This window comes from Paenibacillus sp. FSL R10-2748 (assembly GCF_038005565.1).
Classification (GTDB): domain Bacteria; phylum Bacillota; class Bacilli; order Paenibacillales; family Paenibacillaceae; genus Paenibacillus; species Paenibacillus polymyxa_B.
This window is the reverse complement of the sequence record NZ_JBBOTK010000003.1, coordinates 597,724-618,658: the sequence shown is the minus strand read 5'-3', so window position 1 is coordinate 618,658 and position 20,935 is coordinate 597,724. Positions and strand designations below refer to the sequence as shown.

Genomic DNA, 20,935 nt, shown 5'->3' with positions numbered 1-20,935 from the left:
TGTTATAAGTTTGTATTTTAAAATCTATTAACTAATTATTATGTGTTTACGAATATGTTTCCATACAACTTCCTCATAGTGATCAACTTTGTCCGGGAACACATCAGTCTCATTGCTACTAGTTTCTTTATTGATCAATTGAACCTTATACTCATTTAAATCTACCAGCCCATCATTCTGAATAGGTTGTCCGTTTTCAAACCTAAAAATATGAGTTTCATCCGTGATTGCAGCTTTATAAGTTTGATTAGGATGTATAGCTTCTGTAAACGCAAACTTGCGGGCTTCCTCGCCCCCTAAAGATGCAGGGAGGTGACCATCAATATCTTCAGGAGCAGACAGATCACTGTAGTGAAGTAGCGTCGGCAGTATATCAATCAGTTCCATAAATTCGTCAGATTCTCCCACTGGGACATCCCCACCTCTGATCATAAAAGGAACTTTACGTCTACTTTCATGAAGGAGAAAAGGTTCATCTTCTAAGAATGATTGACCATGATCGGAATGAAACAGAACCAGGATCTCTTCATTCTGAAAATGCTGATCAAAATAGGTATAAAGAAGGTTCAAGTAAAAATCGATTCGTTTAATTTCAAGAATATACTTCTCATGTTTGTTGATATCATAAGGAGTCAGAACGGTAGTACTACCCTTTTTATTTATCTTGACACGCTTACTGATGTCAGTTTGTGCTTGTGTCATGAGATTACAATCTATCTCATCTGGCACGTGATGTACATCCGCCAAAGATATCCATACAAAGTTATTTCTTTCCTTAAACGTCTCCAAATGCTCTATTGATTCTGTAATAACCTGTTTGCAATCCATCCCGCCCATAAAATTTTGATATAGAATACGATCAAAACCTTTATGATACCCGTGTGCAGGTGTCACTCTCCAATCTCCTCCGATTTGTGAGGTAAGATATCCAGCCTCTTTAAAGTGCTCTTGCATCATTTTATTATTTTCGGCAAATGCATGATTAAAGTCAGGGTGGAATAAGCCGTGACTGGTTGTATACTTCCCAGTAAACATACTAGCTACACTTGGAAATGTCCATTCACTTGTTGCATAGCAACTGGTAGAAGTGAACCCCTTTTGAAAATAGGCATGTGTATAGGGCATAATCGATTTAAAATCATGTTTTTGTATAAAATCAAACGAAAGCCCATCAACAAAAATGTTGAAGATTAATCGTTTTTTCTTCGCTACTTTTTGTAACGGGATCGGTGTTCCTATAAATATAGGTTTATTCATCGTTATCTTTAATAAGCCACTTTCATTAAACCGTAAATAATTATATTGATTATAAGGAAGATCTTTACTTGAAAAAGGATAATCCTTGCCGTTCAAATTAAAGTTAAGCATCGTGTCTTCCTCTAGCGGGGAAACAGGCAGTAATGTTTGACCTTCTAATGCTATTTGTTGTTCAGAGTTACATATCCGGCCCTTTAAAGTTTCTGTCATATGATAGTGTCTATTAATTTCGTCAATATCAGCATTATTATATGATTTGTAAAAATTGGTCATATATTCATCTGAGGTTCCGGTTGCCTGAGGTCGACGAATCGTGCTTAGACGGTTATGGTCAATGGGAAATAATCGATAGTCTGTTTCTCCTAAAAATCTCTTGCCCTCCTCAATAATTTGAAACAATTCAGCCTGATGAGTCTGATAAGTTTCTATCAATAAAAGATTCATTCGATTAATATACGTTTCAGCTAATTCCTGTTTTTCTACCGTACTAGCATATTTAAATGCACTGAGATACCTATGAAAACTGTCGGTAAAAAGGCTCTGCATTTCATAAACAATACCAAGATTTAAGTTAATATCAAAATTAAATGGATATAGCTTAATTCCTTCTTCTAAAGTTTTCGTAGCTTGCTCATAATCGCCTTTTTGGAAAAAGTAGTTGCTCTTAAGCGAGATTAGATTCGCATCTTCTGTGATCTCAATATATTTATTAATGCCTTCCTCCAATGTTGATGGATTATTGTTATCAAAAGAAACTCTAATAGTATGGTTTAAATTTTTCAATTTCTCTATACGTTGCTGAATCGGCTTTCTTCTCATTAAAAAAATCCCCTAAAATTTCTATATTTTATTTAGTAATATAGTTTCCTGAAGCACACCTTAGAAATTTATTTTCAACTGTTCAATAACAAACTCTTGATTTTCTTGAGTCATATTCGTATCTGAAGGAAGACAAATTCCGTTTAAAAACAACTCTCGGCTGATATCCCTTCCCACTTCATGTGTAAAATAGTCTGCTTCATTGAACAATGGCTGTAGGTGCAATGGTTTCCATACTGGGCGGGACTCAACATTAAACTTTTCCAAATAATGAACTAATTCATGAGCCTCAATTCCTACTTTCGTGGAATCAATCTGCATAGCAGTTAACCAACGTGTGGATTTACCAAAACCCTTTTCAGGCATAAAATATACGCCATCTAATTCTGACAACATTTTATGATACAATCCAAAAATATCTCTTTTTTGCGAAATTCTATCTTCTAGAACTTTTAATTGCCCTCTTCCAATCCCTGCAAGTACATTGCTTAAACGATAATTATAACCCAACATACTATGTTGATAGAAAATCGCCTTATCTCTTGCTTGTGTTGCATAATGTCGCGCTCTACTTAGTGCTTCTAAATCATCTGAAACCAGCATGCCCCCACCTGAAGTAGTAATAATTTTATTTCCATTAAATGAAAGAATGCCGAATTTCCCAAGCGTTCCACTCATTTGCTTGCCGTAAGTTGCTCCGAGTGATTCCGCAGCATCTTCTACAATTGGCACCTCGTAATAATCACATATTTTTTTCAAGCGATCGTAGTCTGCACTCTGCCCATACAAATTGACTATAACTACAGCTTTAGGTTTCTTTCCCTTATCTTTATAAGTCTTGAATGCTCGCTCTAGTGCCTCAGGGGACATATTCCAGCTGTCTGGTTCCGAATCGATAAAGACAGGAATTGCACCTTGATATAAGATCGGATTAGCACTGGCAACAAAGGTAAGAGAAGAACAAAAAACAATATCATCCTTTTCCACACCAAGCAATATCAAAGACAAGTGAATTGCTGCTGTTCCAGAACTTAGGGCAACTGCGCCTCCACATCCTAAGTAATTTGCCACCTCTGATTCAAAAGCGTCTACATTTTTACCTAGTGGAGCAATCCAATTCGTTTCAAAGGCCTCTGCGATATATTGTTGTTCAAGCCCGCCCATATGCGGTGAAGATAAATAAATTCTATCTCTATTGGACATTTTGTTTCATCCCTTATCCTTATAGGTTTTTTATTACTTTGGCCGGACAACCCACAGCTATGACGTTCTCTGGCAAATCGCGGATGACACATGAACCGGCACCAACGATGGTATCGCACCCTACACGAACACCAGGTATAAGACTTGTACCTATTCCGATATGAGCACAGCACCCGATCTGAACTCCACCTGCCATATGTACACCTGGGGAAATATGCACGAAGTCTTCTATTCGGCAATCATGATCTATAGTAGCCGCCGTATTAACAATGACATGCTCTCCAACAAACGCGTCAGCGTTAATTACAGTATTAGGCATGACAACCGTCCCCTCCCCAATGAATGCGCTGGGTGCGACTACAGCGCTTGGGTGAACAGCAGTACCAAATTGGACTGAAGCAACTTTTAATTGACTTACAATCTTCCTTCTGGTTGTATTATCTCCGATTGCCACAACGAACAGCGCCTCTGGATACAGAGATAATAGTTGAGCAATCTGATTACGTCCCCCCAAGATCGGCAAGCCGTTCCATTTTTCTTCTTTACAGAAGTCATCCATAATGCCAATGATTTCTTCACCACAGGACCGTAAAATATCCACGATAACCTTGGCATGCCCTCCTGCTCCAAAAACAATATAGCTCAAGGCCGATCCTCCTTAATAGGTAATTGTCTTTTGAATAAGCTGCTCTGACTTGGATGTTCGGTTCAATATATCTACGATGCGAGAGCTTGTGTTATCTCTACTGTAAATATTGTCGGCTGCTTTAACAATTTGTTGGAAAGGCTCAGACATTGCGTACTCTATTGCAGAAGTCAATTCGAGCTCGTCATCTGCAATATCTATTGTGTTCACAGAACGCTCTCTGCCTGTCTGACGAGTTCCGATATTAATGACTGGAACATGAAAGGAGGCAGCCTCAATAATCCCCGATGAAGAATTTCCAATTAATATTTTTGCATTTTTCAACATCGTCAGATAATCAAGTTGCTCAAAACTGGTTACAAGATGCATCCCTTTTCTTGCAGAAAAACGATTATATACATCAACGATCGCATCAGCTCCAGCATCCGAATTGGGCATCACACAAATTACCTCATTCTCCCCAGCCAAGAGAACTTCCATCATCTTACCAAGGATGTGCATATCCGCTTCTTCCGTAGTGACAGGATGATAAGCAAACAGCACATAATCGTTATCTATATTCAGATCGTATTTACGTTTCGTCCTCTCTAGCTCAGGCAGGGATGTGTTCATCATCGTTTCAATTCTCGGAGCACCGACTACATGAATTCTCCAAGGTTCTTCGCCAAGCCTAATTAGGCGCTCTCTGCTTCCATTTGTAGCCACAAAGTGAATGTGGGCCAACTTACTAATCGCATGCCGAACAGACTCATCAATCGTGCCGGATACCTCTCCACCATGCAAATGAACAAGCGGAATGTTCATGTGAGAGGATACAATCGCAGCTGCAAGCATTTCTCCCCGATCTCCTAATACAACAACGAAATCTGGTTCCAAAGCCTCTACGGCTTGTGTCATGCCCATGATTGCTATTCCAATAGAGCGAGACATATTAGCATGGGTAGATCCCTGAAGCAGACAGTCTACCTTAGCAGATACACGAAATCCGTCCTTTTGGATAGCGTCCAATGTATACCCATGCTGTGGAGACAAATGCATGCCTGTAACCAACAGGTGGAGCTCCAGAGCATGTTCTTCCTCAAGAGCCCGCAAAACCGGGTAATATATCCCATAATCAGCTCGTGTTCCGGTAATCACCAATACTTTTTTCATTGCACATCATCCCATGATAACAAATAGTCTTCATGTACATCCTTTAAAAGCTGCTTACCAACCAAGTCATCAAAATATTTAGGCTCTATTCCAGTGCCCGGACGCTTGATAACTAGATCTTCTAGTGTTAGCAACTGGCCTGTTTTTTTAGATGTTGCCACCACAATACTTTTTCTTGCAACGGATCTGGTGCTTTCCTCAGAAGGCATACACCTTTTAACACCATCCCCTAGGGCCTGCTCCACATTACGAATCGCGAGAACCATTTTTGAGAAATCAGCAGGCTCCAGTGAAGCCTTATGGTCAGGACCTGGAAGATTTCGATCCAATGTAAAATGCTTTTCAATAATTCTAGCTCCCAGTGCTGAAGCCGCTATAGCGATCTCAATCCCAGCCGTATGATCTGAGTAACCTGTGACCTTATTAAAAGCTGTAGATATTGTCTTCATGGCCAGCAGATTTACATCTTCCAAAGGTGCCGGATAGTCGGAAGTACAGTGTAGCAATAGTACTTCACTTTTTTTAAATGCTTGTAACGATTCTCCAATTTCATCCAAATTAGACATCCCGGTCGATAGAATAATCGGACGCCCATAGCTATCAAGTTTCTGAAGAAAGGGGATATTGTTCATATCTCCTGATCCAACCTTGAATGCGTCAATATGAATTGAATTCAGAAACTCAGCACTTTCTTCATCGAAGGGTGTGGAAAGGAAATCTATCCCTTTATCCTCACAGTACTTTTTCAATAGAACAAAATCCTCAAAGCTCAATTCCAGCTGTTTTAACATATCTAGTTGGCTTTCAGCTGAATTGGTATTTTCCGTCTGGTAATTAGCCTTCTGGGCATACTTGGTTACCAGCTTTTCGCTTTTAAAGGTTTGGAATTTCACCGCATCTGCACCACATAAAATCGCTTGGTCAATACACTCGAATGCCAGCTCCAATGATCCATTATGATTGACTCCTACCTCCGCGATAATATAGATAGGGTGGTTTTCATTATTTGATAAGAGGTTTTTCATGTTATATTCCTCCCTCCTACTGCAAGGATTCCTTGTGATTGGATTGTCTCCAAAAAAGCTCTGCCATTTTTAAATCAAACTCGTCATCTATGTCAACAGATCGTTCTTTAGGCATAATGTAGCCACAATTAATAGGACCAATCAGAGTGTCACCATTTATCAACAGATCTCTTTTCACGATATAGATGGCTCCATTTAAAGCATGTAGTTCTTTGAGATCTTGTCTCCTCAAATGCTCCCTTTCACCTTTCAGGTAGGGCGTAAGCCGTCCGTTATCCATTTCCCTTAGTAAATAGGGTTGCACTCCAGACAAAGTGACACTTTGAAGTGAATCAGCCTGATGATCTAAAAATATTTTATATGCTTCTTTAATGTCCATAGCATTTCGCAGTGGAGATGTGGGCTGTAGCAGCATAATAACATCAAAAAATTGATTTTGCGTCTGCTCATAAAATTCAACTGCATGCTTCAATACATCAATGCTTTTGGCCTCATCGGTAGCCAGTTCATCGGGCCTTATAAACGGAACAGCCGCTCCGGCTTGGCCCGACACACGAGCAATCTCTTTACAATCCGTTGAAACTACAACTTCGTCCACACAACCACTATTTAGTGCAGCTTCAATGCTATATTGAATGAGCGGTTTATCATGTAACAATCTTATGTTTTTACCGGGTAAACCTTTTGATCCACCCCGCGCAGGAATAATCGCCAAACATTGGTGATAGCTCATCATACAATACCTTTTGTGAAGCCTAATCCGTTCTGTTCAATAAGCTCCCGAATGGCTTTCGGGAAAATCTGTGGTGCAGTCATCGAAGAATATTCTTGACGAATTGCCCTTTGAAAACCTTCATATTCTTGCTCTGCGGTATGAAATAACGAAGGAATGATATACATCTGTCCATTCTCCAACGCTCTTTCAGATTCCTCAAGCGTCATGAGTTCCTCATATAGCTTCTCACCCGGCCGGATTCCAGTCTCAATGATTTCTCCACGATAGGGTTTACCAACCGCCTCTTCATATGAATCAACCAAGCATTGGGCCAAATCCGTAATTTTGAGAATCGGCATTTTCAGTACAAATACTTCTCCACCTTGCGAATAATGCGCCGCATCTATGACCAATTGAGCGGCTTGAGGAATAGACATCATAAACCGAGTCATCTCTGCATGTGTGACCGTCACTGGTTTCCCTTTAGCAATCTGATCACGGAATAATGGAATAACAGAGCCCCTGGATCCCATAACATTTCCAAAGCGGACACAAGAGAAAATGGTACGTTTGCTCCCTTTATACAAGTTGGCGGCAGAAATTAAACGTTCTGATAGCAGCTTCGTGGCCCCCATCGTATTCGTTGGGTTTACCACTTTATCTGTGCTGATGGCTACTACTTTTTCTACATTATGCTCAATAGCCGTCTCTATCAGATTTTGTACGCCAATAACATTCGTTTTCACTGCTTCCATAGGGTTATACTCGCATGCTGGCACATGTTTGAGAGCAGCAGCATGAAAGATATAATCCACATCCTCCATAGCATAACTCAGTCTTTGCTTGTCCCTGATATCACCGATCAGATAACGGATATTCGTATATTCTTTTAATTCCTGCTGTAGATCAAACTGCTTGCTCTCATCCCTGCTAAAAATCCGTAAGGCTTTAGGGTTATACGATAAAATATTACGTACAATCTCGCTTCCAATTGAACCTGTGCCGCCTGTAACCAGTACGATCTTGTTGGTAAACATAATGACCTCCGGAGTGTAAAACGATTAATTTATATATCTTTTTGGACCACTGCATCACTATCTGTTTTTTTATCTAAACGGCGAATCGATTCCGAAAACATTTCTTCAAGTATTGGGATTTGTGCTGTGATATCCTGTAGCAGCTTACCTAGATGCTCATAGATTAGATCAGACTTACGAGTCAACTGATGTTCTGTAACAATCACAGGGAGCAACTGATCAAAACGCGCAATTTCGATAGGCATAATGGACTCAAATATAGGTGAGAACCATTCCCTGTTGGCAATCAATCCCCACATCTGCTCTATGGATTCCATCATATTTTGAGCCTTTGCTGGTTTAGTCCGGCTAAACTCGCGTAATTTATTCATAAGCTTGTGAATTGCTGCAATCTCAGAGCGTACATTGGAAAGATCCTCACGTGTCGCTATCAGCTTATCTCTGACATCCTGCACCTTATTCATATCAACAGCAATATTTTTTTCATTTATCAAATCGGCAATTGCATCAGGATCAACAGATTCTGATGCTAACAATTTATACATCTCTTCTATGGGCTTGAAAGGAGCACCCTCAATCACTGCACCATTGCGGCTTGAATTAACGAATTCGATTCTCGGAAGTGCCGTAATGAGATTTTCGAGTCCATCCTTCATCAAAGAGAAACTCTCGTCTGTAGTGTTGTATGTCCCCTTTACATTTAGCACTTTTTTAGGTGCTTCCTGCACTTTCTTATCTGTAGTTTCAGCTGCAAAATGTTCAATCCCATCTGCGTAAAATTTGTTATCAGGGAACGACAAATCCTGGCCTGCAAGTATGATCCGTTTGGCCCCTAGACATGCTGCTGCTTGAATAGCCGTTCCTGCAACTGTTTCTGTAGGAGATATAAAGAGTTCCTCTTTACTGAGTCCAAAAAAATACTGAGATACAGCATCACTTTTCATAATACTATGAATTTTCTCTGCGCAGTTCTGATCAGAGATTTCATAATAAGATGAGGAGGTAAACAATAAAGGCTGCTCCCTTGTTACAGATGAAGCAAAGATCTTCTTATTGACTGGATGGCCATCCATAATGACAGCAAGGTGAGGCTGTATTCCATGCTTTATTAAAGCCTGAATGCTGGAGCCTGCTGAAATAATCAGTACATGAGGACGTATTTTTTTCAGCCATTCGATATCTTCTTGTAAAGATGGACCTGATGATACAACAACTACTGTTGCACCTTCAAAAGCATAAAAAAGTCGCTCAATGGAAGGAGTGTATAGTACATCAGATAGATGATATAGAAAATTTCTCGTCCAATCTTCTCGAAAAAAGTGCTCTGTATGTTTATCTATCATAAAGCTCTGACGGTACTCCTGAAATTTTCCCTTTATTTCACGTAGCGTACTCATATCATCTGATAGATACTTACGCAGCGCAATAAACACTAAATCTTCCATCATGTAACTACTCAGCATATGAAACATCATATCGAGCTGAGAATCACCAACGGATAGCCAGTACAAATTGGGATGCCCCAGCAAAAGACTGAGGTCATACTCTGTCACAGCCTTCCGAAACAGCTGCTCATCTGGCTCGTATACAAACAACCAGTGGTTCGGATACAATTCGAGGAGGTCAGCAATACTGAGTCCCCTTTCAAACCCATATACAAAAATGATCTTTCCATTTCCAATAGCTCCATCAACAGCATTGAGCCAAGCAGTATCCTTTTCGAAGGACTCAGTAAACAAAGGTATAGATAAGTCATCATTCGGCAAACTATTTATTTTGGTTGCAACATGAGGAAACCTTTGCTCTAGAATTGTATGGTTTATTTGTAGTTGAGACAAGGTATTACCACCGTTTCACATTAATATTTGTTAATTAGTATATCGGATTTACTCTTAATGGAATGAACCTTTTCACAAAAATACCCCCATTCTAAATCGAATAGGGGGTACGCTCCATAAAGCATTTTTTATTTGCGATGATCAATAAACAAACTGTCTACAGAATAAGCTTGCTGGTATGCATGCTGCTGCACACGAATGGCTCCGCGTTTCTCCATCCATTGACCAGCCTCATCCTTTAGTACCTGCATACGCTGCAAAATTACAGAATCGTTACTTAGTATATCACGAATTTTCTGCTTATCATTTTCCGTTAACGATGGTTGATAGGGCTGCATCTGTTCTACAATGCGCTGCCTTTGATCTGCAAACTGTTCAAACTCTTCCTCACTTATATTCAGAAGGTTAGATAACACTGCTTCTGTCCTATGTTGCAGCTCTTCAAGGAGTACTTGCATATTAGGATCTGCCATCACACACTACCAACTACACCAGGCATTTTCATGGCTTCCAACCAAGCTTCCCGTAGGTCAGTCAAATGTTCCAGCACCTCTTGTGCCGGAGCGGCTATTTTGTGAACATTCGCCTCAATCAGCTCATGCAGCATATATTCATACACTCGCAATAAGTCATGGGATATTGGATACTCAAAATTCAACGCAGATATCAACTCGTGTACAATCGCTTGCGCTTTACACAAATTATTATTTGCTTTCTCGTTATCCTTATTCTCTATCCCCTCAATTCCCGCACGAAGGAAACGAATAGCCCCATCGTACAGCATAATTAGCAGTTTAGGCTTGGAAGCAGTTTGCGCTTGAGTCTGCCGGTATTTCTGATAGGGTGTATTGATCAATTGTAAAACCTCCTTTATGACGACATGCCAGTAAGACTCGAAGATGTGCTATTATACTTGCTGATTGCCGTCTCCATCGCGGTGAATTTTTTGTAATAGTTAGTTTCAATCATCGTTAGACGGCTAGTCATGTCACTAATTCGACGGTCCAGGCTCGACAATTGCTCTCCCATTGTGCTCGTAGAAAGAAATGAAGCAGTTAGGTCCTTACTTACTTTTGAAGTACCAGCTGTATCTGCCATTCTTTGAAGTGAGGTATTCGAAATCTTTTTAAGTTTAGCAAGAACACCATCTTGTTGTGTATATTTATTTGTTAATAGGGTACTTGGGTCCTGTCTCCCGAAAAAATTCGCGACAACATCTGGATCCTTTTCAACCGCTGCACGCAACTTGTCTGCATCCAAAATAAGCTTGCCTTTGGTATCATACGTACCCGTAGTGATCCCAAGCTCAGACATCATTAAGGGTTTATTCTTACCATTTGCATCAACTCTGCCGATATCTACACCTTGAATCATGGCACTACGCATCTCAGATAATGTATCCTGCAGGATGGGATCGTTTCTAAGCATGCCACTCTTGGCCTTGGTTGTCCAGAGCTTGACTTCATCATCGCTCATAGCGGCTTTTTGTTCCGTCGTAAGCGGAGTGTATTTTTTATATCTCTCTTCACCAACCTTACCATTGAGTGTAGCAAGAACATCATTATATGCATCGACAAAGCTTTGAATATTTTCGACAATCTTATCGGTATCTTTGGTAGCTTCAATTCTTGTCGCAGCACCACCGGCTGTCTTCAGTGTAATATCAATGCCATTAATGGTAAAATTATTTGATGACTTTTTGACTTCAAGTCCATTTACCTTGAGCACAGCATCGGTTCCGTTTGTTGAAGACAATTTAAATTCACTACTAATTTGAGAATCAATATTGAATGTTTGCGAACCCGTAGTCTTACTAGTTAATGACAAACCAGATTTCGGATCGTACAGGGCAGTTACTCCTGTCTTACTGTTATCATTAATTTTTTTGACAAACGATTCAATGGTTTCGTTTGCATCCACATCAATAGTGTCCCCACCAACCTGAACCGTACGAGCTGCCCCATCGGCAAAGGCAAGCTCGGTGCTTGCCTTTTCAGACCATGAGCTATCTGAGACAGATCTTGCGGCAGTAGCGAGATTGGTTACTGAGATATCCAATACTCCACTGGCAGACGATGAAGCTGATGCAGTCAACGCGTCACTATTTCCCGATACTGTTACTTTCTGCGGATTCATTGAAGCAGTACGGCTTAATGTCGTCAGTTTATCTTGTAGAAATGAAACAATTTTAGTACTGGACTCACGATAGTTTTCTCGTTTCCATTCCATTAGCTGCTTTTGTTGAGTCAGCTTATCGAGCGGTACACGCTCAGCAGTCATCAGCTTTTTTACTACTGCATCAATATCCATGCCAGAGGCAAGACCGCTTATTCTAGTTACCATAATTGTATATCCCCCTATACTTTTTTATCGATAATGATTCCTGCAATCTCCATCATTCTAGCCGCTATATCCAAAATTTTTTCTGGAGGTACTTCACGAATCAAATCACCCGTTTCCTTGTTCATCACTTTTATCATGATTGCATGCGTCTTTTCATGCACAGATATTTCAAACGTCTTCTGTGGACCTTGTATAGCATCAATTACTTTCTGTAGCTCCAAAACTGCTTCCTCATGTGTCGGTTGCTTCTGACCGGTATCACCTCTATTGGTTGTTCGGACAGCATCTTGTGTAGCAACATAATTTGTTTCGGCATCTGAAAGGGCTTCACGTTTTATTCCTGTTGATGGCTGAACCGGCAACAGATTCCCAGTGCTAGGGGGGATCATCGAGTCCATAGAATAACCTCCATTAGTAGTTTTTAGACACAATAAAACCGTTCTATATTTGAAAAGCTAATACATTATATATCGGTAAATGAGTGCAATTATTTACGAAAAAACTAAAATAAAACAAAAAAAGATCCTGCGATAAGCAGGATCTTTTTTTGTAACGGCTGTCGTTTAAAATTAACGAAGCAACGACAGTACGCCTTGTGGCGCAGAGTTTGCTTGTGACAGCATGGATTGGGAAGCTTGCAGCAAGATGTTGTTTTTGGACAGAGCAACCATTTCTTTTGCCATGTCAGTGTCACGAATACGGGATTCGGAAGCTGTCAGGTTTTCTACAGTTGTGCCCAAGTTGTTGGAAGTGTATTCCATACGATTTTGCATAGCACCCAAGTTAGCACGTTGCTTAGCAACTTTTTCAATTGCATTTGTTGTAGCAGACAAAGTTACTCCAGAAGTAAGACCACGAATTTGAGTGGAATCGATACCTTTAACAGTGAGAACGAACGCGTTATCATCAGCTTGGATTTTAACGCTTCCACCGGAAATCGCAATACCGTTGAATTTAGTGTTGGACAGGATTGCATCAATTTGACCGCCCAATTGACCAAGCTCAGCTTTGATGTTAGATTTATCGCCAGCGCTGTAAGTATCATTGAGTTGTTGAACGCTCAGTTCTTTCATACGAGTCAGCATGGAGGATACTTCGTTCATTGCACCCTCAGCTGTTTGTGCGAAAGAGATACCGTCTTGAACGTTACGTTGTGCTTGTTCCAGACCACGGATTTGACCGCGCATTTTTTCGGAAATGGAGAGACCCGCAGCATCATCAGCTGCACGGTTGATACGCAGACCTGAAGACAATTTTTCCATGTTTTTGCTTGCTGCCGTGTTGTTCAATTGCATGTTACGGTGTGTATTTACTGCAGGTAAGTTGTGATTGATAATCATTTTAAATTTCCTCCCTGAAATGGTTTGATTCCCACATCCTTGTGGTATAAGCGTCTTCACAGGTCGGCCGCCCTGAAGAATTACCGCTCTAAACTATATATCGACCCTTAAGCTAGAATTGTTTATAGCATTCAAGCTTTTTTTTGAAATATTTTCTTAGAAGTTTACGACTCGGTTATTTCGTTTAAAATCACCATTTTATATAGTGATGACCTTGCCCAAATCCAACCTGTCCTACCTAACTTAAGCCATCAAACAATACCCAGATGTAGATTTTCGGTATTACGATAAACGCGGTAATACATAATTATATCAATTACTGTTCCAGATAAATAAGCATAAAATCTAGTCAAACAAAGGCCGACACTTTACTCGTGTCGGCCTTTCTCAATGAATATGCACTACTATCATTGGTGGATCAGGATTTTCTCTTCTCCATCTCCAACATAGCACTTTGAATGGCATTGGAATCCATAACTGCAAATTGATTATTTTGCTGAATAGCCTCAAAGACTTCTTTTCGATAGATATCAATATCCTTAGGAGCAGAAATACCAATTTTCACAGTATCGCCATCGACAGAAAGAACCGTGACGACAATATCATTCTGAATTACAATGGATTCACCCTTTTTACGTGTTAATACCAGCATTAGGACTCACCGCCTTTGCTGAACTCTATTTCATTCCATAAGAGATGCTTGATAGTATATTTCGTATTCTGCAAAACAATTTGCTTCCCCGTTCGCTGCTCAATGTTAAAGATTAATGGCGCAAGCAAATTAACCGTCGTTTTGGATTGATCGCTGTTCCATGTGCAGATACATCGTACTGCTATCTGTTCTTGACTGGTAATTCCAATATCCTCTAGGGCATCATCAGATAATTCAAATTCATAATCTTTAAAGAAATCAAATGGATTTACAGTAATAAAAATAGTAGCAGGCTGCTCAACTGCACTGAAAAGACTAAATAATTCATTATGCTCCTGTAGCTGAAATTCCCGAAGTTGTTCAAATCCTGGTATTCCTTTCGGAAACACATAAAGACTAGTATTTGTATCTTGGTTCTCTTCATCTAATTTCTGTTCTGGGGTCATAAGTAACTCCTCCTATATATAGTAACAAAAAAGCTACGGACCACTCGTCCATAGCTTCAAATTATAAATGTCAAAGATAGAGATCAGCTCATAAAGTCCATCAGGGATGGCTGCATGATCTTAGCTGATGATTTCAGGGCGGCTTCATAAATGGTTTGGGCAGATGTAGCTTGAATCATCAGACTAGCAACATCCGCATCTTCCGTTTTAGCTTGAAGTGTCGTCAAATTCAAATTTCGCTCTTCCAAACGGGATTGTATCAGTTCAACCCGATTCGTACGTGCTCCCACTTCAGACAAACTGGTCTGCATTTTAGTAAAGCGGGATTCAATACTTGAAAGTTGGCTCGATATTGCCGTACTATTTCCGCTGCTTAGTGCAGAAGATATAGCATCCATAACCTTAAAAACATTATCAGCATCTGTCGATTTCCCAAAAAAATCGCTACCGGACGTATTTACCCGAAATGCATCTTGGTCTCCAACTGCATAGCTGACCGCGGCTTGATCCGGATTAATCTGATCATAACTTGTTACCGTAGCAGATAGCTGATACGGCATCTGATCATAATTTTGTCCATTAAAAACATACTTCCCACGAAGCTGGCTGTTACCAATATTCATCATTTGTTCTTTTAACTGATCAACTTCCAGTTTAATTGAATCCAAGCCCGATTGAGGAAGTGTTTCACTTGAAGCCTGTACTGTCAGCTCTTTAAGACGCTTCATTACATCACTGGCTTGTTGCATGGTTGTATCAGTGAAATCTAACCAGCTAACAGCCGCATCTGAGTTTGTCTTGTATTGTTCATTAGAAGCCAACTCGGCTCTGTAACGTAGCGCATAAGTCACCCCTACTGGATCATCTGAAGGCTTATTCAACTTACGACCAGTCGAAATCTGATTCTCCATTTTACCCATATTATTATTATTTCGATTCAGGTTACTGAGCAGTTGCATACTGGTCATCCCTGAAGTCACTCGAATTGGCATGGCTTACTCCACCTTCTCATTATACTAGAGACCTACGCGGCCTGTACCATTAATCAGTTTGTCCAACAGTTGATCAAAAGTTGTCATGAACCGGGAAGCTGCACTGTAAGCATGTTGAAACTTAATCATGTTCGACATTTCTTCATCCAGTGACACCCCGCTGACGGATTGGCGATTCAAGTCCACTTGCTCAGTCAACAGCTGCGCATTTTGCGATTGACGCTCTGCTTCCTGGGTTTGGACACCTAATTGCCCAACAATTGCACTGAAGAAGTCATCTACCGTAGTAGATTGAGCTTGAGTCGTATTAAAACCAAATTTCACATTTTTCAGGCTCGCCATAGACAATGCCAAAGCATTGTTACCCACGGTTACCTTCTCATTGGCCGTCCCCGTTCCATCTACACGCAAAGAGCTGGCAATTTTATTGGGATCATCTTGAATATCCTTATTCAGCGTAATGTTACCTGCTGTAATAGCAGCTCCATCTTTGGAGGTAAAGAACGCTCCGCCCTTTTGTGGTGTCGTACCACTAAGGGTGTATCCCAACTGATGGAGTCCATTAATCCCTTGTACAGTTACTTTCAAATCCGCGGTCAAGGTTCTGTTGTTATTCGCATTCGAGTAAGTCACTGCTGCATTGTTGACACCTGAATTTAGTACCGTTCCCTCAGGCAGAACTGTACCTGCAGGTAAAGTAATTTCAATGTTACCATTCGCCAGCGTATTAGCTAGCTGATCCATCTGAGTTTTGTAATCTGCTACATATTTATCTCTGGATAAAACCATACCGTACACTTCGCCACCAGTTAACGTTCCACCTTGATATGCAGCCTCAAGGCCAGCCGCCGTAATAGCAGTTACCTCTGTACCCGCTACAGCTATCTGTCCTGCCACCGTTACCTGATAACCGTTATCCAGCTGAGTTACCTGCACATTTGCAAGCTTGGACAACTTATCAACTGCATAATCCCGCTGATCACGCAAGTCATTTGGATTATCCCCAAGTTGTTCCAACTTGTAAATATTACCATTCAGGTCCGCTATAGACTGCAATAACGAATTCATCTCAGATGTTTTTAATGTAACGTTATTAGTCAAATCAGAACTGAGTGCATCCAGTTGCTTGCTAGCCTGGTTCATCGCATCTGTCAGAGCAAGCGTAGTCTCTTTTACAATTTTACGATTCGTGACATCCTGAGGATCTTGGCTCAGATCGGACCATGCATCCCAGAAATTATCCATGACCTTACGTATACCTGTATCCGAAGGCTCATTCATAATGGTCTCAAGCTTGTTCAGTGTGTCATAGCGAATGTCCCATCCACCTTGAGAAGAACTTTCATTACGATACTGATCGTCCAAAAACGTCTGACGGACGCGCTCAATAGCAGTGAATTCAACCCCTGTACCCATTTGACCTCGTACAACGGAACGATTCAAACCGTAGGCTTCCATAGAGTCCGAGGCCTTCATACTAACCACTTGTCTGGAGTAACCCGCTGTGTTGGCATTTGAGATATTGTGTCCGGTTGTATTAAGTGCTGCCGTTTGTGTGTTTAAGCTTCTTTTCGCTGTTTCTATACCATGAAATGTTGAGACCATATTTTCCTCCTTCAATTAGGCGCGTGTATCAAATAGTCCCGCTCGTACAGTAGAGGTACTTTTGTCAGCTGGACGCTGATAAACCGCTTCAGATTCCGCATAATATGACATACTCTCAATAGAAAAATCAATATAGGAAAGCGCCTGTTGTATAAGCTGTTGATTCAACTCATTTAATTTTTTCAATTCTACAAGCGTATCCGCTAGATTTTTTTGAATGTGAAGGAGGCGCTGCTTGTCTTCTACATCAAACACAAGACGAGACAACTCCGTAATATTAAGATTCAACTTGGACTTAATACCACGTTCCTGCAAAAATTCATATGCTGCCTGCAGGCGTCGCTCATCCAGCTGTTCAATGTGTCTGGACATCTTCGATTCCTGGTTCATGACTAGAATGAGCTGATCTACCTTATTTGATATCAGTGCTTCTTTTTTTTGATTTCCTAATGCAATCAACTGCTCGTGAGCCTCTCTAAGCTGCTCCAGCACATCAATCAATCGATCTAAAGGCATATTCCTTCACCTAGCTTTCAGAAGACTGCTTGAAGTAAGGTAACAGCTTCTCTGCAATTTTATCGGCATCCACACGATAAGTACCAGAAGCTACTTGCTGCTTAAGCTCCTGAATTTTCTTAACACGGTCTGCATCACTGCTGCGGTTCAGCATTTCCATTGCTTCCGGAGAAATGGAAACCTCGTCCTTGCGGCGGGATTTCTTTTGTTCCTCTTGACGTCCTGTTTCAATATTGCGCTGATATGGATTAATAGCTCCGATGCGGTTGGTCTCGTTAATTTTCATAACTTCCACCTTCCTTAGTTATTTGATATGGTCAGAATGTATCAGACGACATAGCGTCGAACATGGTTCGTATTATGCCTCACTTCTTTATTTTGTGCATGGTTGCTAAAAATAAAAAAACCGATAAGCTCTATAAAGATTATCGGCGGTATTTGAAACTTTTTGAATAGCTGAATGCGTTTTTAATTCCCCTGTACTACTTTCCACGAAGTTTATCAATCGCGCTGTAGGTACCTGAGCCCATATTATTACTTTGATCCTGATTACTACTTTCGCGTACAGCCTGATGCAGGTCTTTAGTCAGACGTGTTCGACAAGAATCGCACATATGCCCTTCACGAATCGGTATCCCGCATACCTCGCAAGGATACGTCATATTGGGCGCATTAGCAATGGAAATACGTCCCTCACGTATAAATGTCGTGATTTGCTTTACGGATACCTCAGTAGCCTCTGAAAGCTCATGCATATGAATGCCCTTATTTTCACGTATATGTTTGACACAGCGTTCGTATTCAAATTCAATTTCTTTAATACAGTTCTGACAGATTCCCCTGACGTTCTTAATAAACAGCTTTCCACAGCGAGGACAGTTATCCAAATTCATCCTCTGTAGCGCCCCTTTCCAATTTCCGATCTTTAATTACTTTTATCCTTACATTAACTTATAATGAAGAGCCTCGTCTAGCAAATATTTCAAAAAAGATTTTCAGATTTTACACAATTGCACATCTTATAAGCTATCATATAAAAAGTATAAGAGAGAATGATCCATCAGTAAAAGTTTGTCTACATCTATATGCATCAATATGCAATGACATAAAATAAAGAAAGCTCATGGAAGCTAATAGTTCAGCCTATTGCATGTGTTTATTTATCGTCAAACATTGCTCCATACTTTAGATAGAAATAAAATAAGCGCCATTCCAGTTATTTTCGGGAATAGCGCTTCATTATACAATTAAAATAGCTATATATGAATATGAGTAAATGTAGAAATTAAATATCAAGATGAGGGAAAAACCGGGCGAAACAATCCTCAGAAGAATTCATGTTCACCTGTGCCCCGAATGACATCAAGAAAGCCCTGTAAATCCGGGGGAACGGCGCCCATACGAATGCTCCGCACATGGAGTGTGGGTATTCATAAATCTCATGGACCTAACATCATCTCAACTTATAACCTATCTTAAATCAAGCTAGATGCACCAGTGGAAATTTGCAGCCCAAAAAAACAAGCTATTTCACAAATAATTATTCAAAAAAGCATTGTTTTAATAGAGGCCTTCCCGTATACTATAGTCAAACGCTTGGTTTAAAAAACACATTTTATTGTACAGTTATAATGATAATTATTTATTTGTGTTTGTTTGCGGTACTTGCAGTTCTTGCCCTACTTTAACCAGGTTGTTGATTTTAACCAGTTCTTCAACAGTTACACCGTATTTTTCAGCAATAGAAGCCAGTGTGTCGCCTTCTTGAACATTTACTGTGATTGTATTTACAGCTGCTGGTGTTTCAGTTGTAGTCGTTGTTGGTTTTGTGGTTGTTGCTTGATTATTGTTCTCAGTAGCTGGTTGAGCTGGTGTTGTAGTTGCTGCATTTTCAGTAGTTTCAGTTCCAAAAAGTTTTGCTTCAAATGCTTTTTGGGCTTCTTCTTGTTGTTTGATGATCAGTTGTTCTTCAGCTTGATCCTTAATTTGGTCAGAGTTCGATTTTGCCATTACTTGACCTGTTGCAAGTGGACTCAACAAAGATACTGCACCTAAACTAACTGCCAACATGCTAGATACTGCTACTTTTTTCATTACGTTTTTCATGATTTTTTCTCTCCTCTTTTTAGCTTTAAATTTTAATTAACTGCTTTACTACTGAGCGAGACACTCCCAATGTCCGCTCTTTAGTCATTAGCTAATCACTTATTACCAATCATGTTAGCTATCAACAGATAGAAATTGTACTCCTCTTTTCCAAAAAAATCAACCTCTAAATTGAAATATTCTGTTTTCATCCCTCACTTCCTTACTTTTTGTTTGTCTCTATACTTTTATTATATACCTCTCTCTAGCTCGTTGTCAAATCCTGCTGATTGTATGGTTTAAATGGCTTCTGCTCTATCATCTAATTCTTCCATTAAGGGAATTATACCCTTTTTTCATAGTTTCAAGCAAAATAATCATGAGAAATACTGGAGATTTGGACTTATGATCTGGCTAAAGTCAGGCAAAAAATAGTCAAATGTATTCCTTGCTCTAATGCCTTTTCTCTCAATACACGTGCACACGCCTGCAATGTGCTCCCCGTTGTATAAATATCATCTACAAGCAAAACGGTAACGGAAAGCTTATCCTTCGTAACACATTGAGATTCAGCTTTTAAAATAAAAGACTTCAGCAAATTTGTCATATTGGGGTGGACAGAAAACGCATTATTCATTGTGTTCATGCGTTCCTTTTTTGATTTAAAGCTTTGTTTGCCTGTATCTTGTGGACGAGCAAGTAATGATAGGAAGGGGAGATTATTCCGCCTAGCGATCTCTTCTGCCAAGATCCGAGCCTGATTGAAGCCTCGCTCTGTCAGCCTCTTCTTACTTACCGGGACACAGGTCACTATATCCACACTCCACAAAGAACGCTTGAAACGAGAATGTTTAAGACTTGCAAACTCATACCTCATCGCCTGATAGGCTCGATTCATGATCTCACCCAGCAGGGAACCATACTTTTCATTCCCGCGATATTTGAACTGTCCAATCCATTCTCTCATCATCGGCGTATAGCTGGTTGCACTCCGATTGCATACAAAGTAACGTACTAATCGGTCAAATTTTACGCAATCCGGGCAAAACGTCGGACGTCCGCAATGAACACAACGAATGTTGTAAACCCAAGGAATTTGAAGCGAACAAGAAGTACATATCCCAGAGAATTCAGAAAAACGTCCTGTGAAAGTGCCGCAAGCGATACATGTTTGGGACTGACGTTGGAATAACCAATTCAAAAATAGACGGGTTCTTGGAATCATCCCCATACCAGAATGCACCTTTCTTGGTAGTTTACGTAC

22 protein-coding genes are annotated in these 20,935 nt (G+C 40.3%); all 22 read right to left on the bottom strand.

Features of this window, described 5'->3' with window-relative positions; translation table 11 throughout:
- Window positions 1–27: 27 nt before the first annotated feature.
- Window positions 28–2,076, bottom strand: a complete 2,049-nt coding sequence (locus NSS66_RS12735; protein WP_340959061.1) for a sulfatase-like hydrolase/transferase — start codon at window positions 2,074–2,076, stop codon at window positions 28–30.
- Window positions 2,077–2,136: 60 nt separating this feature from the next.
- Window positions 2,137–3,279: an aminotransferase class I/II-fold pyridoxal phosphate-dependent enzyme gene (locus NSS66_RS12730; RefSeq protein ID WP_279835404.1), complete on the bottom strand. Its 1,143-nt coding sequence runs from the start codon at window positions 3,277–3,279 to the stop codon at window positions 2,137–2,139.
- A 19-nt stretch (window positions 3,280–3,298) separates the two neighbouring features.
- On the bottom strand, window positions 3,299–3,925 hold the full coding sequence (locus tag NSS66_RS12725; RefSeq protein ID WP_340959060.1) for an acetyltransferase: 627 nt from the start codon (window positions 3,923–3,925) through the stop codon (window positions 3,299–3,301).
- A gap of 12 nt (window positions 3,926–3,937) precedes the next feature.
- A complete protein-coding gene (neuC, locus tag NSS66_RS12720) occupies window positions 3,938–5,077 on the bottom strand; it encodes a UDP-N-acetylglucosamine 2-epimerase (protein ID WP_340959058.1) in 1,140 nt (379 codons plus the stop codon).
- The gene (neuB, locus tag NSS66_RS12715) at window positions 5,074–6,102 is read right to left on the bottom strand and encodes an N-acetylneuraminate synthase (RefSeq protein ID WP_340959057.1); all 1,029 of its coding nucleotides are present in this window, start codon (window positions 6,100–6,102) and stop codon (window positions 5,074–5,076) included. The genes neuC and neuB overlap by 4 nt, the downstream gene beginning before the upstream one ends.
- Before the next feature lie 16 nt (window positions 6,103–6,118).
- Window positions 6,119–6,817 carry an acylneuraminate cytidylyltransferase family protein gene (locus tag NSS66_RS12710; RefSeq protein ID WP_340959056.1) on the bottom strand — a complete coding sequence of 233 codons (699 nt, stop codon included), beginning with the start codon at window positions 6,815–6,817 and terminating at the stop codon, window positions 6,119–6,121.
- A 17-nt stretch (window positions 6,818–6,834) separates the two neighbouring features.
- Window positions 6,835–7,854, bottom strand: coding sequence for a UDP-N-acetylglucosamine 4,6-dehydratase family protein (locus tag NSS66_RS12705; RefSeq protein WP_209940545.1), 1,020 nt, complete (start codon window positions 7,852–7,854; stop codon window positions 6,835–6,837).
- 29 nt (window positions 7,855–7,883) lie between these two features.
- Complete coding sequence (locus NSS66_RS12700; RefSeq protein ID WP_279835425.1) at window positions 7,884–9,692, bottom strand: motility associated factor glycosyltransferase family protein; 1,809 nt, start codon at window positions 9,690–9,692, stop codon at window positions 7,884–7,886.
- Between the two features lie 128 nt (window positions 9,693–9,820).
- A complete protein-coding gene (locus NSS66_RS12695; RefSeq protein ID WP_279835427.1) occupies window positions 9,821–10,165 on the bottom strand; it encodes a hypothetical protein in 345 nt (114 codons plus the stop codon).
- Complete coding sequence (gene fliS, locus NSS66_RS12690; protein ID WP_039271489.1) at window positions 10,165–10,548, bottom strand: flagellar export chaperone FliS; 384 nt, start codon at window positions 10,546–10,548, stop codon at window positions 10,165–10,167. The genes NSS66_RS12695 and fliS overlap by 1 nt, the downstream gene beginning before the upstream one ends.
- 14 nt (window positions 10,549–10,562) lie before the next feature.
- Window positions 10,563–12,035 (bottom strand): flagellar filament capping protein FliD, encoded by a 1,473-nt coding sequence (gene fliD / locus NSS66_RS12685; protein ID WP_279835431.1) that lies wholly within the window; start codon window positions 12,033–12,035, stop codon window positions 10,563–10,565.
- 14 nt (window positions 12,036–12,049) lie between these two features.
- Window positions 12,050–12,433: a flagellar protein FlaG gene (locus NSS66_RS12680; protein ID WP_279835432.1), complete on the bottom strand. Its 384-nt coding sequence runs from the start codon at window positions 12,431–12,433 to the stop codon at window positions 12,050–12,052.
- Window positions 12,434–12,604: 171 nt separating this feature from the next.
- A complete protein-coding gene (locus tag NSS66_RS12675; RefSeq protein WP_061829919.1) occupies window positions 12,605–13,375 on the bottom strand; it encodes a flagellin N-terminal helical domain-containing protein in 771 nt (256 codons plus the stop codon).
- Between the two features lie 418 nt (window positions 13,376–13,793).
- Window positions 13,794–14,027, bottom strand: a complete 234-nt coding sequence (gene csrA, locus NSS66_RS12670; RefSeq protein ID WP_209940550.1) for a carbon storage regulator CsrA — start codon at window positions 14,025–14,027, stop codon at window positions 13,794–13,796.
- The gene (locus NSS66_RS12665) at window positions 14,027–14,473 is read right to left on the bottom strand and encodes a flagellar assembly protein FliW (protein ID WP_340959053.1); all 447 of its coding nucleotides are present in this window, start codon (window positions 14,471–14,473) and stop codon (window positions 14,027–14,029) included. The genes csrA and NSS66_RS12665 overlap by 1 nt, the downstream gene beginning before the upstream one ends.
- Before the next feature lie 83 nt (window positions 14,474–14,556).
- Window positions 14,557–15,465: a flagellar hook-associated protein FlgL gene (gene flgL, locus NSS66_RS12660; RefSeq protein ID WP_075154850.1), complete on the bottom strand. Its 909-nt coding sequence runs from the start codon at window positions 15,463–15,465 to the stop codon at window positions 14,557–14,559.
- A 24-nt stretch (window positions 15,466–15,489) separates the two neighbouring features.
- The gene (gene flgK, locus NSS66_RS12655; RefSeq protein ID WP_340959052.1) at window positions 15,490–17,070 is read right to left on the bottom strand and encodes a flagellar hook-associated protein FlgK; all 1,581 of its coding nucleotides are present in this window, start codon (window positions 17,068–17,070) and stop codon (window positions 15,490–15,492) included.
- Between the two features lie 15 nt (window positions 17,071–17,085).
- A complete protein-coding gene (locus tag NSS66_RS12650; protein ID WP_068938901.1) occupies window positions 17,086–17,586 on the bottom strand; it encodes a flagellar protein FlgN in 501 nt (166 codons plus the stop codon).
- A 10-nt stretch (window positions 17,587–17,596) separates the two neighbouring features.
- Window positions 17,597–17,872, bottom strand: coding sequence for a flagellar biosynthesis anti-sigma factor FlgM (flgM, locus tag NSS66_RS12645; protein ID WP_013312286.1), 276 nt, complete (start codon window positions 17,870–17,872; stop codon window positions 17,597–17,599).
- A 196-nt stretch (window positions 17,873–18,068) separates the two neighbouring features.
- Window positions 18,069–18,479, bottom strand: coding sequence for a TIGR03826 family flagellar region protein (locus tag NSS66_RS12640; RefSeq protein ID WP_023990675.1), 411 nt, complete (start codon window positions 18,477–18,479; stop codon window positions 18,069–18,071).
- 745 nt (window positions 18,480–19,224) lie between these two features.
- Window positions 19,225–19,692 (bottom strand): LysM peptidoglycan-binding domain-containing protein, encoded by a 468-nt coding sequence (locus tag NSS66_RS12635; RefSeq protein ID WP_028542157.1) that lies wholly within the window; start codon window positions 19,690–19,692, stop codon window positions 19,225–19,227.
- Between the two features lie 382 nt (window positions 19,693–20,074).
- Window positions 20,075–20,902 carry a ComF family protein gene (locus NSS66_RS12630; protein WP_256704526.1) on the bottom strand — a complete coding sequence of 276 codons (828 nt, stop codon included), beginning with the start codon at window positions 20,900–20,902 and terminating at the stop codon, window positions 20,075–20,077.
- Window positions 20,903–20,935: the final 33 nt, after the last annotated feature.

What these genes read in the sequence shown, in the direction of transcription:
- NSS66_RS12730 (WP_279835404.1), bottom strand. Translation starts at nt 3,279, where the DNA reads ATGTCCAATAGAGATAGAATTTATTTATCTTCACCGCATATGGGCGGG.
- NSS66_RS12735 (WP_340959061.1), bottom strand. Translation starts at nt 2,076, where the DNA reads ATGAGAAGAAAGCCGATTCAGCAACGTATAGAGAAATTGAAAAATTTA.
- neuC (WP_340959058.1), bottom strand. Translation starts at nt 5,077, where the DNA reads ATGAAAAAAGTATTGGTGATTACCGGAACACGAGCTGATTATGGGATA.
- neuB (WP_340959057.1), bottom strand. Translation starts at nt 6,102, where the DNA reads ATGAAAAACCTCTTATCAAATAATGAAAACCACCCTATCTATATTATC.
- NSS66_RS12665 (WP_340959053.1), bottom strand. Translation starts at nt 14,473, where the DNA reads ATGACCCCAGAACAGAAATTAGATGAAGAGAACCAAGATACAAATACT.
- NSS66_RS12630 (WP_256704526.1), bottom strand. Translation starts at nt 20,902, where the DNA reads ATGGGGATGATTCCAAGAACCCGTCTATTTTTGAATTGGTTATTCCAA.
- NSS66_RS12680 (WP_279835432.1), bottom strand. Translation starts at nt 12,433, where the DNA reads ATGGACTCGATGATCCCCCCTAGCACTGGGAATCTGTTGCCGGTTCAG.
- NSS66_RS12705 (WP_209940545.1), bottom strand. Translation starts at nt 7,854, where the DNA reads ATGTTTACCAACAAGATCGTACTGGTTACAGGCGGCACAGGTTCAATT.
- NSS66_RS12635 (WP_028542157.1), bottom strand. Translation starts at nt 19,692, where the DNA reads ATGAAAAACGTAATGAAAAAAGTAGCAGTATCTAGCATGTTGGCAGTT.
- NSS66_RS12675 (WP_061829919.1), bottom strand. Translation starts at nt 13,375, where the DNA reads ATGATTATCAATCACAACTTACCTGCAGTAAATACACACCGTAACATG.
- csrA (WP_209940550.1), bottom strand. Translation starts at nt 14,027, where the DNA reads ATGCTGGTATTAACACGTAAAAAGGGTGAATCCATTGTAATTCAGAAT.
- flgM (WP_013312286.1), bottom strand. Translation starts at nt 17,872, where the DNA reads ATGAAAATTAACGAGACCAACCGCATCGGAGCTATTAATCCATATCAG.
- flgL (WP_075154850.1), bottom strand. Translation starts at nt 15,465, where the DNA reads ATGCCAATTCGAGTGACTTCAGGGATGACCAGTATGCAACTGCTCAGT.
- NSS66_RS12695 (WP_279835427.1), bottom strand. Translation starts at nt 10,165, where the DNA reads ATGGCAGATCCTAATATGCAAGTACTCCTTGAAGAGCTGCAACATAGG.
- fliD (WP_279835431.1), bottom strand. Translation starts at nt 12,035, where the DNA reads ATGGTAACTAGAATAAGCGGTCTTGCCTCTGGCATGGATATTGATGCA.
- NSS66_RS12650 (WP_068938901.1), bottom strand. Translation starts at nt 17,586, where the DNA reads ATGCCTTTAGATCGATTGATTGATGTGCTGGAGCAGCTTAGAGAGGCT.
- NSS66_RS12640 (WP_023990675.1), bottom strand. Translation starts at nt 18,479, where the DNA reads ATGAATTTGGATAACTGTCCTCGCTGTGGAAAGCTGTTTATTAAGAAC.
- flgK (WP_340959052.1), bottom strand. Translation starts at nt 17,070, where the DNA reads ATGGTCTCAACATTTCATGGTATAGAAACAGCGAAAAGAAGCTTAAAC.